The organism is Paenibacillus monticola (assembly GCF_009664975.1).
Classification (GTDB): Bacteria; Bacillota; Bacilli; order Paenibacillales; family Paenibacillaceae; genus Paenibacillus_AQ; species Paenibacillus_AQ monticola.
Window position 1 is genome coordinate 686538 of the sequence record NZ_WJXB01000002.1, and the last position, 15930, is coordinate 702467.

The 15930-nt window shown below is 45.7% G+C and carries 13 protein-coding genes; 1 reads left to right on the forward strand and 12 read right to left on the reverse strand.

Going from position 1 to position 15930, the window contains the following annotated elements:
• Window position 1 precedes the first annotated feature (1 nt).
• The gene (locus GJB61_RS07660; RefSeq protein ID WP_154117874.1) at window positions 2-526 is read left to right on the forward strand and encodes a 5' nucleotidase, NT5C type; all 525 of its coding nucleotides are present in this window, start codon (window positions 2-4) and stop codon (window positions 524-526) included.
• A 101-nt stretch (window positions 527-627) separates the two neighbouring features.
• On the opposite strand, the gene GJB61_RS07665 is transcribed toward GJB61_RS07660, so the two are convergent.
• The 12 genes from GJB61_RS07665 to GJB61_RS07720 all read right to left on the reverse strand — a co-directional run bounded on the left by GJB61_RS07665 (window position 628) and on the right by GJB61_RS07720 (window position 15779).
• Window positions 628-2649: a methyl-accepting chemotaxis protein gene (locus tag GJB61_RS07665; protein WP_229521528.1), complete on the reverse strand. Its 2022-nt coding sequence runs from the start codon at window positions 2647-2649 to the stop codon at window positions 628-630.
• Between the two features lie 308 nt (window positions 2650-2957).
• The gene (locus GJB61_RS07670) at window positions 2958-4991 is read right to left on the reverse strand and encodes a methyl-accepting chemotaxis protein (protein ID WP_154117876.1); all 2034 of its coding nucleotides are present in this window, start codon (window positions 4989-4991) and stop codon (window positions 2958-2960) included.
• A 252-nt stretch (window positions 4992-5243) separates the two neighbouring features.
• Entirely contained in the window at window positions 5244-6254 is a 1011-nt protein-coding gene (locus GJB61_RS07675; protein ID WP_154117877.1) for a bile acid:sodium symporter family protein, read from the reverse strand.
• A gap of 43 nt (window positions 6255-6297) precedes the next feature.
• A complete protein-coding gene (locus tag GJB61_RS07680) occupies window positions 6298-7245 on the reverse strand; it encodes a radical SAM protein (RefSeq protein ID WP_154117878.1) in 948 nt (315 codons plus the stop codon).
• A gap of 122 nt (window positions 7246-7367) precedes the next feature.
• Window positions 7368-8222, reverse strand: a complete 855-nt coding sequence (locus GJB61_RS07685) for an MBL fold metallo-hydrolase (RefSeq protein ID WP_154117879.1) — start codon at window positions 8220-8222, stop codon at window positions 7368-7370.
• A gap of 75 nt (window positions 8223-8297) precedes the next feature.
• The gene (locus GJB61_RS07690; RefSeq protein ID WP_154117880.1) at window positions 8298-9542 is read right to left on the reverse strand and encodes a stalk domain-containing protein; all 1245 of its coding nucleotides are present in this window, start codon (window positions 9540-9542) and stop codon (window positions 8298-8300) included.
• Window positions 9543-9685: 143 nt separating this feature from the next.
• The gene (locus tag GJB61_RS07695; protein ID WP_154117881.1) at window positions 9686-10636 is read right to left on the reverse strand and encodes a nucleoside hydrolase; all 951 of its coding nucleotides are present in this window, start codon (window positions 10634-10636) and stop codon (window positions 9686-9688) included.
• Window positions 10633-11820: a MalY/PatB family protein gene (locus tag GJB61_RS07700; protein WP_154117882.1), complete on the reverse strand. Its 1188-nt coding sequence runs from the start codon at window positions 11818-11820 to the stop codon at window positions 10633-10635. The genes GJB61_RS07695 and GJB61_RS07700 overlap by 4 nt, the downstream gene beginning before the upstream one ends.
• A 121-nt stretch (window positions 11821-11941) precedes the next feature.
• A complete protein-coding gene (locus GJB61_RS07705) occupies window positions 11942-12595 on the reverse strand; it encodes a deoxynucleoside kinase (protein ID WP_154117883.1) in 654 nt (217 codons plus the stop codon).
• Window positions 12592-13215 carry a deoxynucleoside kinase gene (locus tag GJB61_RS07710; RefSeq protein WP_154117884.1) on the reverse strand — a complete coding sequence of 208 codons (624 nt, stop codon included), beginning with the start codon at window positions 13213-13215 and terminating at the stop codon, window positions 12592-12594. The genes GJB61_RS07705 and GJB61_RS07710 overlap by 4 nt, the downstream gene beginning before the upstream one ends.
• A 208-nt stretch (window positions 13216-13423) precedes the next feature.
• Window positions 13424-14560 (reverse strand): carboxynorspermidine decarboxylase, encoded by a 1137-nt coding sequence (gene nspC, locus GJB61_RS07715; protein ID WP_154118179.1) that lies wholly within the window; start codon window positions 14558-14560, stop codon window positions 13424-13426.
• Window positions 14561-14579: 19 nt separating this feature from the next.
• Window positions 14580-15779 (reverse strand): saccharopine dehydrogenase family protein, encoded by a 1200-nt coding sequence (locus tag GJB61_RS07720; RefSeq protein ID WP_154117885.1) that lies wholly within the window; start codon window positions 15777-15779, stop codon window positions 14580-14582.
• Window positions 15780-15930: the final 151 nt, after the last annotated feature.

A 15930-nucleotide genomic window follows, 5' to 3' on the forward strand; every position in this document is an offset into this window, starting at 1 on the left:
TTTGAAAAGAATCGCTATCGACATGGACGAGGTTATCGCCGATTTCAATCCGAAACATCTAAGACTATATAATCAGGATTATAAGGATAATCTTACGCTTGAAGATTTAAAAGGCGGCAGACTGGCCGTTCTCCGCCCGCACTTAGCCTCTGAGATCACTGAGTACCTGCGCGATCCAAGTTTCTTCCGCGATCTGGAGGTGGTGAAGGATAGCCAACGGGTGATCCAAAGTTTGAGCCAAGAGTATGAGATCTATATTACTACGGCAGCTATGGAATTCCCAAGCTCGTTCACAGCCAAATACGAATGGCTGCGTGAACACTTCGACTTTCTGGACGTACTGAACTTTGTCTTCTGTGGCGACAAGAGCATCATTCGCGCAGATTACTTGATAGATGATAACGCCAGTCACTTCGAACATTTCTCAGGCCAAGGCGTCCTGTTTACGGCTCCTCATAACTGGAATGTGACCGGGTATGACCGGGTGAACAATTGGCAGGAAGTCCAGCAATATTTTCTTAAATAAGAAGAACTGCTTCCACGTCCTTTTAGAGATGATATGGCGTTAAAAGCACACACAAAAGGACCCCGCCGGCAACCAACCGGTGAGGTCCAATATTTAGAGCTTTATATCTTAAACTTCTCTACCAGACCCTGCAGCTCTTTAGCACTTAACGTATTCTCATCCGCCATCGCCGCTTCCTGGAAAGTCTTCTCCACGATATCCGCTGTCTTCTCAGCAATATCCTGAACACCAATAGCACCTTCATTCACTGTCGCTGCTACCTCATTGACCGCAATAGCAATACTGGAAACCGTCATGTTCAGATGTTCAGCAGCAGTATCCAGCTGGCTCATCAGTTCATTAACCATAGAAGCATCATTATTGTATTGCTGGCTGACCTCATTCAATCGTTCGTAATCACCCAGCACATTCTGGTCTATAAAGGAAAGGATCGCCTCAGAGTTCTCTTTCATTTGCTCAACTGAACTATATACATCCTTGACGACTCCCTGAATTCCCGCCGCTGTCTCCGAAGATTTCTCGGCCAACTTGCGGATTTCTCCGGCAACAACTGCAAATCCTCTACCCGCTTCTCCCGCTCTGGCTGCCTCAATCGCTGCATTGAGTGCCAGCAGGTTAGTCTGGCTCGTAATCGAAAGAATCGTATCAGCTAAGACGTTAATTTCCGATATCGAATTCGATTGCTCGATCGCCTTTTCCATCTCGATCCGCACCGATTCATAGATACGCTTAGCATTCTCCGTAGATTCGTTGGCATCATGCCGTAAGGCCACGGCGCGTTCCGTAATCTGTCCGGATACTTCGGCCCCTTCCTTAACCCTGCCGGAGATCGTTCTTACGTTGTTCTCAATCTCATGAATTGCAGCGGTCATCTCTTGGGTAGAAGCCGCTGTCTCTTCCATGCCTGCAGATAATTGCTCAGTTGTAGCTGAATTATCATGAGCATTCTCTCTCACGTCATTAGACAGCTTCTCCAGCGTTTCCGCATTATCCAACACCTTGGTAGAGATGGTTATTAAGCTTTCGGCCATTTCCCGCAGAACAGAACGGGTACGGAACATCGCCTTGGCGATAGTACCTGTCTCATCCTTGTTTTTCAGCAAATACTCGTACTGGGTGTCGTATTTAAGATCCAGTTCGGATGTCTGGTTAATCATCTTGGTTAACTTAAGGATTGGTGAAGATATTTTTCCCGCCACGACGAAACCAACAAATATAGTAAGCACGAGACTGATTACACCAATCAGCAGAATAAAGTTGGTCATGTCATGTACAGGTTTTGTGATTTCAGCAATATCCCCAGTCAGGACTAATGTCCACTTGGTTTCCGGTAATACTGTATAAGCAGCTTTTTTATCCTTGCCACCAAATACATATTCCACGATACTATCGACCGGTTTCTCACCGCTTTTTATGCGTGCTACCACAGCCTTAATCTGGGCATTCTCTACAGGTGTTCCGATCTTCGTCTTATCCGGATGGTATAATATAACGCCGGTCTCATCCACCAGATAGGCATAGGAGGAGGCTGCACTCATCACCTTAGCACTTGCTAAATACTTTATGATACTATCTGCACTTACGGCAGAGGCTACATAGCCAATCATCTTCCCATTACTTTTCACTGGATGTACAAAAGCTAGAACATAAGCTCCTGTCGATTTGGATTTCAAGGTTTCGCTGATAACCGGTTCAGCGGTCTTAAAGACATTCTTCGTATAGTTTCTTTCACTAAAATCCGTACCTACCAGCTTGATATCACTATCCGCTACACCAATACCTTTCATATCAGCGACAAACATATGCTCAAGATTTCCGGCATCCTTCACCAGTCCCTGAAGCTTCGTGTTTATCTCAGTCTGCAGCTTATCCCCAGCTGGAATCCCGCCATTTCCAGCCCTAAGCAGCAGCTCAGTTATCTCAGACTCTCCAGCAACCAGCTGCATATTTCTTTTTTCTTTATCAATCATTGCTTCAATCGTTTCTGCTTTGTCCGTGTTAATTTGTTTCATTGAAGATTCGGTAAGATCCATAATGGTGCTGGTGGACTTGTTGTACGTAAATCCTCCCATTAGTGCAGTTGAAAAGACTGTAATAGCAATCATCATAACCGAGAGTTTCATTCGAATCTTCATATTAATCTACGTCCTTCCGCCCTATTCTCTACTCGTCCCAAAAGAATTAATGTTTCAAAAAGCGAATTACATTTATTACAATTAATATCGGATATATGTGTATGATTCTGAATATGCAACCTAGAAAAAAGAATATATTATCACATTTTGTCGAATTTAAAGATTAAAGTGTTTTTTATTATGTATTTTGAACTTAGACAGGGAGTTTAGCAATATTCCCTTAAATAACAAGACGTTAGCACAGAAAAAAGACCCCACCACAAACCCAACCGGTGGGGTCAACTGTATGAATAATTTTATATCTTAAACTTCTCTACCAGACCCAGCAGTTCTTTGGCACTTACCGTATTCTCGTCCGCCATCGCCGCTTCCTGGAAAGTCTTTTCCACGATATCTGCTGTCTTCTCAGCAATATCCTGAACACCAATAGCACCTTCATTCACTGTCGCTGCTACCTCATTGACCGCAATAGCGATACTGGAAACCGTCATGTTCAGATGTTCAGCAGCCGTATCGAGCTGGCTCATCAGCTCATTAACCATAGAAGCATCATTATTGTATTGCTGGCTGACCAAATTCAATCGTTCGTAATCACCCAGCACATTCTGGTCAATGAAGGATAGGATTGCCTCAGAGTTCTCTTTCATTAGCTCAACTGAACTATATACATCCTTGACGACTCCCTGAATTCCCGCCGCTGTCTCCGAAGATTTCTCGGCCAACTTGCGGATTTCTCCGGCAACAACTGCAAATCCTCTACCCGCTTCTCCCGCTCTGGCTGCCTCAATCGCTGCATTGAGTGCCAGCAGGTTGGTCTGGCTCGTAATCGAAAGAATCGTATCAGCCAAGACATTAATTTCCGATATCGAATTCGATTGCTCGATCGCCTTTTCCATCTCGATCCGCACTGATTCATAGATCCGCTTAGCATTCTCCGTGGATTCGTTGGCATCATGTTGTAAGGCCAAGGCGCGTTCCGTAATCTGTCCGGACACTTCGGCCCCTTCCTTAACATTGCCGGAGATCGTTCTTACATTGTTCTCAATCTCATGAATTGCGGCGGTCATCTCTTGGGTAGAAGCCGCTGTCTCCTCCATACCTGCTGATAATTGCTCTGTAGTAGCCGAATTATCGTGTGCATTCTCTCTCACGTCATTAGACAGCTTCTCCAGCGATTCCGCATTATCCAGTACTTTGGTAGAAATGGTAATTAAGCTTTTCGCCATTTCCTGCAGAGCAGCCCGGGTCTTAAACATGGCTCGGGCGATTGTCCCCGTCTCATCCTTACTCTTACCCAAATACTCATACTGATTATCATATTCCAGATCGAGCTCAGCTGTCTTATTAATCAATTCTGTGAGCTTAACAATGGGTGAAGAAATCCTCCCCGCCACGACAAAACCAACAAATATAGTAAGCACGAGACTGATTACACCAATCAGCAGAATAAAGTTGGTCATGTCATGTACAGGTTTCGTGATTTCAGCAATATCCCCAGTCAAGACTAACGTCCAATTGGTTTCGGGTAATACTGTATAAGCAGCTTTTTTATCCTTGCCACCAAATACATATTCCACGATACTATCGACCGGTTTCTCACCGTTTTTTATGCGTGCTACCACAGCCTTAATCTGGGCATTCTCTATAGGTGTTCCGATCTTCGTCTTATCCGGATGGTATAATATAACGCCGGTCTCATCAACCAGATAAGCATAGGAGGAGGCAGCACTCATCACCTTAGCATTTGCCAAGTATTTGATTATACTGTCAGCACTTACTGAAGCAGCTACGAATCCTATCATCTGACCTTCGCTCATCACCGGATGTGCAAATACTACAACATAAGCACCGGTAGCTTTGGATTTCAACGTTTCGCTGATAACTGGCGCAGTGGTCTTTATCACATTCTTCGTATAATTCCTTTCACTATAGTCTGCTCCAAGTGTCTTAGGGGTACTATCCGCTATAACAATACCTTTCATGTCAACAACAAACAGGTGTTCCAGATTACCAGCATCCTTTGCCAACCCCAAAAGCTTAGCATTGACCTCGGCTTGAAGTTCGTCTCCCACTGAAATTCCACTGCTACTGGCTTTAGTCAGTATGTCAGCAATCTCTGTCTGCCCAGCTACGAGTGCCACACTTCTTTTTTCTTTATCAATCATTGCTTCGATTGTTTCTGCCTTATTGGTGTTGATTTGCTTCATTGATGATTCGGTAAGGTCCATAATCGTGCTGGTAGACTTATTGTACGTAAATCCTCCCATTAGTGCAGTTGAAAAGACTGTAATAGCAATCATCATAACCGAGAGTTTCATTCGAATCTTCATATTATTCTACTTCCTTCCCCAAATTTCTATTTCTCACTAAATAAATTACATTTTCAGAAAATAAATCATATGTATTACAATTATATCGGGTGCATGTGTATGATTATGAATATGCACCGAGGAAAAAAGAATATATTATCGTATATTATCGTATATTGTCGAAGTTTAAATATTGAAGTATTTTTTTATTGTGCATTTTGAACTATGACAAGAAAAATGGCAGACCGGATAAATCATCCGGTCTGCCATTTTTTAAGAAATCGTCCCTGTTTTGGGCACCTTCTTGACCTCATCGTCCACCAACAAGCGCCTAGCCCTACCCCGAATAAAGAAGCCGGATGCTGCAGCCAAAATCTGCTGAAATAACATCCCCGAGATTACCGGAAGTGCAACAGCGGGAGGAAAATATTTCACGGCGAGTACTGCACCGGCGCTCAGATTGCGCATGCCGGAATTAAACTGGACAGCCACCGAATCCTCATAATTCCAGTGAAGACGGCGCGCCACCAAAGCACCGATTACATAACCAAGCACAACGGTTACGAAGGTTACACCAATAATTAAGGCCAGCTTGCCATCCGGATGCTTCAAATAACGGGCAATGCTGGCACCGTTAATAGCTACGACAATGAACAGTCCTACTTTAACAAACGGAGACAGCGGCGGGCCACATACGGTGCTGATCTTCCCCTTGGTCCACTGATTCAACAGCATTCCTGCCAATGAAGGCAGTACGACCATCCACAGCAACCCCTTCATCATTTCTCCCAGCTGAATCTGTACACTCGCACCCATCAGCAGATGCAGTGTGACGGGCACGATAAGCGGCGAGAGCAAAGTATCAATCAGAATAAGCGCCAGCGTAAGTGCGATATTACCACCGTATATGGATACCCAGACTACACTGACTACACCGGTAGGAATTGCAAACAGCAGTACGTAACCCGTTACCGTGTAGGGATCATCCGGAAAAATAGCCGTCGCCACCAGCCAGCCAATCAGCGGCATGATTACATGGAGAATCAGCATGAGGATTATCAGCTTCTGCGGTTTAACGAGAACGGTCAATAGATCACGGAAATTGGACTTAAAGCTACCGATTAGCGTCATCATGGCAAATATCCATGGCACGAGGCCTGTGAACGGTAGCAGGCTGCTTTCGTTCAGCACACCGACCACGATCGCTGTCGGTGTGATCAGTGGCATTATTTTTTCCAAAAAGCTATTTGAGCGCACTAGTCCATTCCGAATTTGGGTAAGCATTAGGTCCTCCTTCCCTGTGTTTGCAGGCTACATAACGATGAACTTACACTCCTTGTGGAAACAAGGCATCCAGCGCCGGACAAGGAAGCTTATCCAAGAATTGCGCCAACGGTGCAGGCATATTGCTGTAAAGATCCTTCAGTGAGGTACCCTTGTAGATATTGCCGATAATCACCGGATGGCATAGCTCCGAAATAAGAATATCCCCGTTGCCATGCAAATGCAGCTGCTTCTTACCTTCGATACAATGTGGAAAATACACTCCCGGCTGCTCCTGAAATCCCAATTGCTCCATAAAACGGTCCATGCAGGTAAAATACAGGATCGTATCCTCGTTCTTCTGCGTGATCAGCTCATTTACGGCATTCTTTAATTGCTCCCTAGCTGCAATCGACTTCCAGCCGGTATGATCCATAATGATACTGTTCTGGATCTCATGCGTGCGTACACCCATCGCATAGACATGTTCACTAATTTCCTTCATATTATCCTGCGTTTCATTGAACAGCAGTGTCTCCAGAACCGTATCTACGCTAGTCGCAGCAAAGAGGGTAATGTTCTCTCTTATTTTCTCATAGATGCTTGGATGAATATTGTAGTAACGGGAGAAGGCTTCTGCATCCGTAAAGTTAAAAGAGATATGTATCGTCGTCAATCCAGCGGTCACCAGCTGACCGATTCGTTCCGCATTCAGCAGACTTCCGTTGGAATTCAACTGTGTCGCGATACCTCTCGATGAACAGTAGGTTACGATCTCTACGCAGTCTTGAAACTTTAAAGTAACCTCTCCGCCGGACAGCCGCACTCTTTTGAGTCCAGGTAATTCTTCCAGAATTCGAATGACTTCCCCAGCCTTGATGCTTTGCCCGTCATTTCTATTATAAGCACAACAGTAATCGCAGCGAAAATTGCAATTGGAGGTTACTCCTATCTCCAACCCCTCTAGTTCATAAGTAAGCGGTTTGTCTAATTCCAGTGATTTATAACGCATGTTCTAAAGTCCTCCTGAGTAATATGATGTCTGCCTAGGGTTTAACCCTAGAGATTATAAAGGTTTGTGCCCCAGGTTTATGTGAGGTTTATAATAGCCAAACCTAACACACCATCGATACATTACTCTTCTGTAGCCTTGAAAGCACTTTGCGAGACATATACAAACCGCTCCGCCCTAGCCATCACATGGAACTTCTGCTCTGGGAAATGCTGGTACAGATAATCCACGAAATAACCTGGATGCTCGGCATTACCTGCGAATACATCATAGTGCAGCGGAATTACGGTTTCAAATCCGGCTACTGCCGCGAATTCCGCCGCTTCACGGTAATTCATGTTGCCGACAATATTACGTGCATTCCGGAAATAGTCACGGCCATTAATCGGCAACAGCGCCAGGTCAATATCATGGCTCGCCACGGTCTCGATCAACGCGGGAAACAGGACGGTATCTCCGGCATGATAGAAGGTCACTCCATTAAGCTGGATAATATAGCCTACGTAATGAGGATTCCCCTGTTCATCCAGATCCAGCTGTTCATGCGCTGCAGCAACCGGTAGTACCTGCAGTTTGGGACCTATGGTGCTCCACTTTTCCGTCTCTGCCAGCAAATATTGTTCTTCTTTCATACCCAACTCCACCAGTTGAGACTTGCATATAGCCGGAGCCATAACCTTAATAGAAGGATTATTTCTGATAATCCACGGAAAAGCTACTTTATCCAAATGGTCCTCGTGGTCATGCGTAATAAGACATACCTCAGCATTGTTAATATCCTCCGGCGCTATGGCTGGCGGATAGGTGCGATCCTGATTCTGCGATACGTATGGATCGATGTAGAGTGTGACTCCATCTCCTTTGACAATCACACTCTCTTGACCCAGAAACCATACCGCCAGACAACCATACGGCACCTCTGTTGCATCCACCTCGTGTATAAGTTGTAGACCTTTACGTCCATTATGCTTCTTCATAATCATTAGCCTCCTTATAATAACCACAGAAAAACAGGCTACCCTTGGGCAGCCTGTTGAATGTATTACAAACTCCTACAGCTCCACCGATTTGCTCATTTCGCTCCAGACCGGCTGTCCAATCAGACCTAAACGCCAGATGGCAATGCCTTTAAGATCATAACGTTTGGCTAGACCTATCTTGGAGTTTACCGAACTTTCATTCTCACTATGCACCGATATGCCAAGGAGCAACTTGTCCTTACTCACCTGCTGTAAGGCCAGCCGGATGCTTTCATCCACTTTGTTCAGTGGCTCGGGGCCGGTCTCGTTCTCATAGGCATAAGCCATGATAACCAAATCGTCGGCAAAGCCTCCAAGCGTTTTGTAATCATAACCTTTATAAGAGCTGTTCAATGGATGAAGAATGACAGTAAGCTTAAGACTATTGGCGCGTGCTTTTAAAGATAGACTTTTGACAAATGCATTATACTCAGACTGCACTTTTTCCTTGTCTCCGGTGAGGCCTAGCCCCTCCAGGTCCAGCGCAATTCCCTGAAAGCCATTCTTAGTAGCCGTATCGACGATGCCCGTAATAGTCTGTTCCTGAAGCTGCATATCTTCCATATTCTTGGTCAGCTCCAGCTCCTTATCCCCAGAGAAGACCATTAAATAAGGTGCCGTCCCTCCGGCAGCAGCGTTCAGCACAAGGGATTCGGGCGTCACATCACCCGCGGGCTGTGGCCACTTGAAATCCGTGCCAGTCGTTGTGAATTGGCCACTGCGGTCAATCCCACTCCAGCCAAAGGCCATCGCATTGAAGCTGGGAATCCGCGAGACTTCACCGTAAGCACCCAGGGCATAGAAGCCTAGTGTGTATATATCTTTTTGGGGAGAGATGATAGAGACAGTCTTGGTAGACTGGTCCCAGGATACCCCTGCACCGAACTGTCCACTGAAGAAACTAAGCGGAATCATGGTGTTGTCACGCACACTTTGCGGAGCCACGGCCAGCTTCACGGCTGCGCCATTAACGGCTGCGTTCTTGTTCCCCAAGGTGAGGATGACCGTCTTCGCACCTGCTGCATCACTCTTGGTGGCAGTAATCTTCTTCGCCGCCTGATTCCATTCCACCTTAATTCCCAATGCTTCTGAAATGGCCCGGAATGGGACCATTGTCGTTCCGCTCATTACTACAGGATCTACCAGAAAAGGCAATGGATACCCGTCCAGCAGAATACTAACTCCACCACCAGCAGCCTGTGTAGAATTTCCTTGTAAAGCTGCAGCACCGCCTAGTGAAATTGCGAAACACAATAATAGTTTGCCAAACCTCTTCATAATAAGTCTCCGATCTATTGTGATATGTACTCTAGTCTTCCCACTCCAATACCCGACTCTATTATTTTACCAAAATAGATATATATAGCAAATTAATAGATTGTCACTTTATAGTGGTAGAGTACTTTCACTCACATGACGGATTACATAAACACACTTAGAAAAATCCCCAGCGCGCGATCGGCATCCACATCCACAGCCACTTCAATGAAATGTCCAACTTTGGGCTGAGGCCGTAAATCTGCTACAACCATCCCGGCTGTATGCTCTCCCTTATGCTCTACGCGAACCTTCATTTGCCGATAGGTTACGAGGTCCGGCTGCAGTGCGACCATAAGGGCAAGCGGATCATGCAGCGGTGCACTGTTTTGCAAATAATTAGTTTCGCGGTAGAAATTGAAATAATGTCGGAGCGATTGCTCCATAAACGCAATAATTGCCTTATTTTCTTCCCGTCCATAACGGTTCAATAACTCCAAATGCTCCGCGGTAATACGTGTCTTCAAAGTAACGTCAAGACCAACCATCGTGATTGGCAAGCCGGATGTGAACACATGGTCAGCGGCCTCAGGGTCACCCCAAATATTGGCTTCGGCAACCGGGGTTGAATTCCCAGGTCTAAAGATCGTGCCACCCATGACGACAACTTTTTTCAAGGTATCTTTAAGCGTTGGTTCCATCTCTAACGCCAAGGAAAGGTTGGTCAGACGGCCAAGCGTAACCAGCACAATTTCATCGGGATTCTCCTTGGCTGTTCTTATAATAAATTCAGACGCGTTCTCGCTAACCGGACGCTGCGTAGCGGCAGGAAGCTGAACATCGCCAATCCCATTCTCGCCATGCACATGTGTCGCAAATCCCGTAGACTCCCGGACGAGGGCTTGAGAAGCGCCGAGGGCTACCGGAATCTCATAGCCAGGCTGGGCCAAAGCCAGTAACCGTAATGTATTGTCCGCCGCCTGCTCCACATCTATATTTCCGAAGACGGTGGTGATACCTTCAACAATGACGTTCGGGGCCCGTAGGGCATATAGAATAGCAAGAGCATCGTCAATACCGGTATCGCAATCAATAATAATACGTGTTTTGTTCATCTTGCTTTCACCACATAGGCTTGAGCAGCCTGACTGAAACGTTCGAGCGCCTCGACCAGAATGGATCTCGGACAGGCCATATTAATCCGCAAATGGCCTACTCCTTCGGTTCCAAACACAGATCCTTCATTAAAAGCTACCTTTGCCTCACTGTACATCAGCTTCTTAAGTCCAGCGGTATCCAGGTTCAACCCACGGCAATCAAGCCATAGCAGATAAGTGGCTTGAGGTCGCATGACATTTACCTGAGGAAGATGCTCAGACAGGTAGGTGATAGCATATTCAACGTTTCCGGCAATGTACTGCTGCAGCTCATCCAGCCATTGTTCTCCCTCGTTATAGGCAGCTTGTACCGCTTCCGGCGCTAGGAAGCCTGACATATGCAAGCTTAGAGCTTTTAACCTTTGATCGAATTTCCGCTTCAAATCTGGATTCGAAGCTACAATATACGAAGTTTGCAGCCCAGGCAGATTAAATGTTTTGGTCGCTGCAAGTGTGGTAAGGGTAATATTGGCGATGTCCTCAGACAATGAGGCAAACGGAATATGTTTATGCCCTGCAAGCGCTAAATCACAGTGAATTTCATCAGAAATAACCATCACACCATATCGCAGGCATAATGCGCCAAGCTGCAGCAGCTCCTCCCGCTCCCAGACTCTCCCGCCCGGATTATGCGGACTGCAGAGCAGCAGCAACTTTGCTCCTCCCTGCATCAACCCTTCCAGTTGCTCAAAATCCATCTCAAACCGGCCGTTGCGCTCGATGAGCGGATTCTTGGCTACTTTGCGGTCATTCATATTAATCACATCATAGAACGGATAATATACCGGCGATTGTATAATAACCTGATCTCCGGGTTTGCTGAATAATTCTACCGAAAGACTTAGGGAAGTAACGATTCCAGGGGAATCCGTAATCCATTCCGGTTGAATCTCCCACTGATGCCGTCTACTGAACCATGCAGTGATTGCTTCTTTATACGAGTCACTCGGCACACTATAGCCGTATATCCCCTCTTCAGCCCGGCGCACCAGTGCTTCCTTCACCGCTGGTGGACTTTCAAAATCCATGTCAGCTACCCACAGAGGTAGGATATCCTTATCACCAAACAGCTTTTCGGACTGGTCCCATTTATAGGAACGGGTATTGCGGCGGTCTATTACACGATCAAAATCATACTTCAACGAAAGTCACCTCATCCTTCTCAACTTGTTCCGTTATTGTATCATGTGGGAAACCATTCTGGCATCCTCACCACAGCAAAAAGGGTAACACCAAAGGTGCCACCCTAATTCCCTCTTCAATTTATTGCTTCACAACAGACTTTCCAATCGCCTGACCCACCTGCATTAGAATTTCCGACATAGAAGCCGGATCATTTACGTCATAATCATCAATGTTCAGACGCAGTACAGGACAAGCGGTAAACTCGCTGATCCATTGGGAGTATCTGCCGTGCATCTCTTCCCAGTACGATACGTCTGTTTGAATTTCCATCTCACGCCCACGCTCATTAATGCGCATCAGGATGGACGGCAAAGAACCTTCGATATAAATCAGAACGTCCGGGTGCGGGAAATAAGGAGTCATTACCATCGCCTCATACAGACTGGTATAGGTTTCATAATCCGTCTTGGACATGGTACCTTTATCGGCATGCATTTTGGCAAAAATACCGGTATCCTCATAGATGGAACGGTCCTGGATAAAACCGCCGCCCATTTCGAACATCTTCTTTTGCTCTTTAAAGCGCTCAGCCAGGAAATAGATTTGCAGATGGAAGCTCCAGCGCTCGAAATCATGATAGAACTTCTCCAGGTAAGGGTTCTGGTCAACCTGCTCCAGTGAGGTTTGAAATTGAAGGCGTTCGGCCAAAGCGGCTGTTAAAGTAGATTTACCAACACCTACTGTGCCCGCTACAGTGATTAATGCATGATCTGGGATGTTATATTTATTCATTGCATAAGCTCCTTTACACGAGAGGCTATCTCCATAAAATGTTCTCTATTTTCTACAAAATCAATCAGATTTCCGTCAATCGTGAGTATGGTTGTAGACGGCTCGCGGATAGCCAAAGAGGCCATCGCAGCATCATAATCTTCAATTAACTGCTGTAAATAAGCCGTTTCTATGGCTTCTTCAAAAGAACGCCCACGCTTGGCGATTCTCCGCAATAAGGTATCCAGATCTGCTTTAATGTAGAGAATGATATCTGGCTTCGGCAGATCATCCGTCAGCACATGATAAATTTGCCGGTACTTATCGCGCTTCGTGCCTTTCAGTGTTCGTTCGCCAAAGATCAAATTCTTATAAATATGATAATCCGAAATAACCGGCTTACCCTTATCTATGTAATGAATCACGGTATCCTCAAGCTGCTTGTAACGGTTGCAGAGAAAGAACATCTCCAGTTGAAAGCTCCAGTCGTCCATATTCTGATAGAATTTATCCAGAAACGGATTCTCCTCCACAATTTCTTTAATAACGGGAAGCTGCAATTCCTCTGCAAGCATCGAAGCTAGCGTTGTTTTGCCAGCTCCAATCGGCCCTTCCACTGCAATAAACGGTGCATGTTTCATTGATGCAATTATCCTCCTCAAATACGGACAAAACTTTATATTCCTAAAAAACAGACTAAGTTATTGTATCACAAGAGCGCTTCTAGGGGAGAGCATTAATTTCGGGATGAAGCAGGAACCTCTGTCCGCGTAGAACATCTACCTCACTCATACAAAAAGGGACTGTCCAGCCACTTTAATGGCTTCCAGGACAGTCCCAGTACAAATATTAAGACAACCGACCACTGAAATCTTCATAAGCAAACTGTTTGATCACCTTGATGCCCTCTTCGTCGTTATATGAAGCAATGGCCGGCAGGTTCACACCATTGAACATATGATTCTTCACCATCGTATAGTGCCCCATATCGAGGAAGATGAGCTTGTCGCCGTACTTCAGAGGTTCCTTGAAAGAGTAATCTCCGATGACGTCTCCTGCCAGACAGGTCATACCGCCAAGTCTATAGGTGTACTCATATTCGCCAGCGGTTCCGGCACCGATGATGCCCGGTCTGTAAGGCATCGCCAGCACATCCGGCATGTGGCATTCCGCCGAAGTATCCAGAATAGCAATGTCCATTCCATTGTGCATCGTGTCCAGCACGGTCGCGATCAGATATCCGGTATTGAGCGCAATGGCCTCACCCGGCTCCAGATAGATTTGCACATCATATTTCTCTTTCATATGCAGAATGCAGCGGACCAGTGTGTCCAGATCATAATCAGGACGGGTAATATGATGACCGCCGCCAAAATTCAGCCATTTCATGCCTTTTAGATAAGGTCCGAATTTCTCTTCGACCACCTTGAGCGTACGCTCAAGAGTATCTGAGTTTTGCTCGCACATCGTATGAAAATGCAGTCCATCAATGCCTTCCAGCTCTTCCGGCCGGAAATTTGGCAGTGTTACTCCCATTCTGGAGTAATTAAAGCAAGGATCGTACAGCGGTACCTCAATCTCCGAATACTCCGGATTGACACGGATGCCGCAGCTAATCTTCTTCGAAGCCTGCTGCACGCGGTCCTTGAACCGGTTCCACTGGTCGAAAGAGTTAAACACTATGTGATCACTGTAGCCCAGCAATTCGTCAAATTCAGAGTCTACATAAGCCGGTGCATAGACATGCACCTCTTTGCCCATTTTCTCATAGCCCAGTCTGGCTTCGAATAAGGAACTGGAGGTGACGCCATGCAGATATTTAGCCACCAGCGGATACATAGAGTGCATGGAGAATCCCTTTTGAGCTAGCAGAATTTTGGCGCCAGTGCGCTCCTGGACAGAATTCAGTACCTCAAGATTGCGCGTAAGGAGTCTTTCATCTATAAGGTAGCTGGGTGACGGCAAGGAGCTGATGTCGATATCCATATCGTCCATACTCAGAGCCCTAATCTAGCAACGTTGGCGAGAAATCTTCTTGCCAAGGAAGCCCTTGTTTATTCAATTCATCCATGAATGGATCTGGATTAAATTCTTCAACGTTGTATACGCCAGGTTTCTTCCAGATACCCTTTATAATTAACATAGCCCCGATCATCGCAGGAACGCCAGTGGTATAGGAAATGGCTTGGGAGCCCACCTCTGCATAACACTCTTCATGATCGCAAACATTGTAAACATAATAAGTTTTAGGTTGGCCGTCTTTGGTTCCTTGGATGATACAGCCAATGTTAGTTTTGCCTTTAGTTCTTGGTCCCAGGGAAGCTGGGTCAGGCAGAATAGCCTTTAGAAACTGCAAAGGAATAATCTCTTTGCCTTCATACATAATCGGCTCAATAGAAGTCATGCCCACATTCTCAAGCACCTTCAGGTGATTCAGATAATTCTGTGAGAAAGTCATCCAGAATCTAATCTTCTTCACACCTTTAATGTTAACCGACAAGGACTCCAATTCTTCATGGTACAAAAGATAGATATCTTTAGGACCAATCTCCGGGAGATCGTATACTTTTTTCTCAGTAAGCGGTTCAGTTTCAATCCACTCGCCATTCTCGAAATAACGGCCATTGGCAGTAATCTCACGAATATTGATTTCCGGGTTGAAGTTAGTCGCAAACGGATAACCGTGATCGCCTGCATTGGCATCCACAATATCTATTGTATGAATCTCATCAAAATAATGTTTTTGCGCATAAGCCGTGAATACACCCGTTACACCAGGGTCAAAGCCGCTGCCGAGCAATGCTGTAATACCAGCCTTCTCGAATCTTTCTTTATAAGCCCACTGCCAGGAATATTCGAATTTTGCTGTATCCTGTGGTTCGTAGTTAGCAGTATCCACATAGTGAACTCCTGTTGCCAGGCAAGCATCCATAATAGTCAGGTCCTGATATGGGAGAGCGACATTAATAACGACATCCGGCTGGAAGCTCTTGATCAGTTCAATGACCTCATCCGTATTATCAGCATCAAGTTGAGCTGTAGAAATCTTCGTGCGGCCACCGGCCAATTTATCTTTCAGAGCATCACATTTCGCCAACGTCCGGCTAGCAATACAGATCTCTTCGAATACATCAGGGTTCTGGCAACATTTATGAACAACCACGCTGGATACGCCGCCAGCGCCAATAATTAACGCTTTTCCCAAAATTAAAACCTCCTAAAGTTTTGTTAGCATATGCTACTCAAGAAATTACTTCGCAAAACTACTTCGTAAGCATTGTCTTAAGTTTTGTTAGCATATGCTTCTTATGAATACTTCGCAAAACCCGCATCGTAAGCAGAGTCTAAAATTCCAT

Coding starts and splice junctions, on each gene's coding strand:
- GJB61_RS07685 (WP_154117879.1), bottom strand. CDS start 8,222: ATGAAGAAGCATAATGGACGTAAAGGTCTACAACTTATACACGAGGTG.
- GJB61_RS07670 (WP_154117876.1), bottom strand. CDS start 4,991: ATGAAGATTCGAATGAAACTCTCGGTTATGATGATTGCTATTACAGTC.
- GJB61_RS07690 (WP_154117880.1), bottom strand. CDS start 9,542: ATGAAGAGGTTTGGCAAACTATTATTGTGTTTCGCAATTTCACTAGGC.
- GJB61_RS07675 (WP_154117877.1), bottom strand. CDS start 6,254: ATGCTTACCCAAATTCGGAATGGACTAGTGCGCTCAAATAGCTTTTTG.
- GJB61_RS07705 (WP_154117883.1), bottom strand. CDS start 12,595: ATGAATAAATATAACATCCCAGATCATGCATTAATCACTGTAGCGGGC.
- GJB61_RS07695 (WP_154117881.1), bottom strand. CDS start 10,636: ATGAACAAAACACGTATTATTATTGATTGCGATACCGGTATTGACGAT.
- GJB61_RS07710 (WP_154117884.1), bottom strand. CDS start 13,215: ATGAAACATGCACCGTTTATTGCAGTGGAAGGGCCGATTGGAGCTGGC.
- nspC (WP_154118179.1), bottom strand. CDS start 14,560: ATGGATATCGACATCAGCTCCTTGCCGTCACCCAGCTACCTTATAGAT.
- GJB61_RS07680 (WP_154117878.1), bottom strand. CDS start 7,245: ATGCGTTATAAATCACTGGAATTAGACAAACCGCTTACTTATGAACTA.
- GJB61_RS07665 (WP_229521528.1), bottom strand. CDS start 2,649: ATGAAACTCTCGGTTATGATGATTGCTATTACAGTCTTTTCAACTGCA.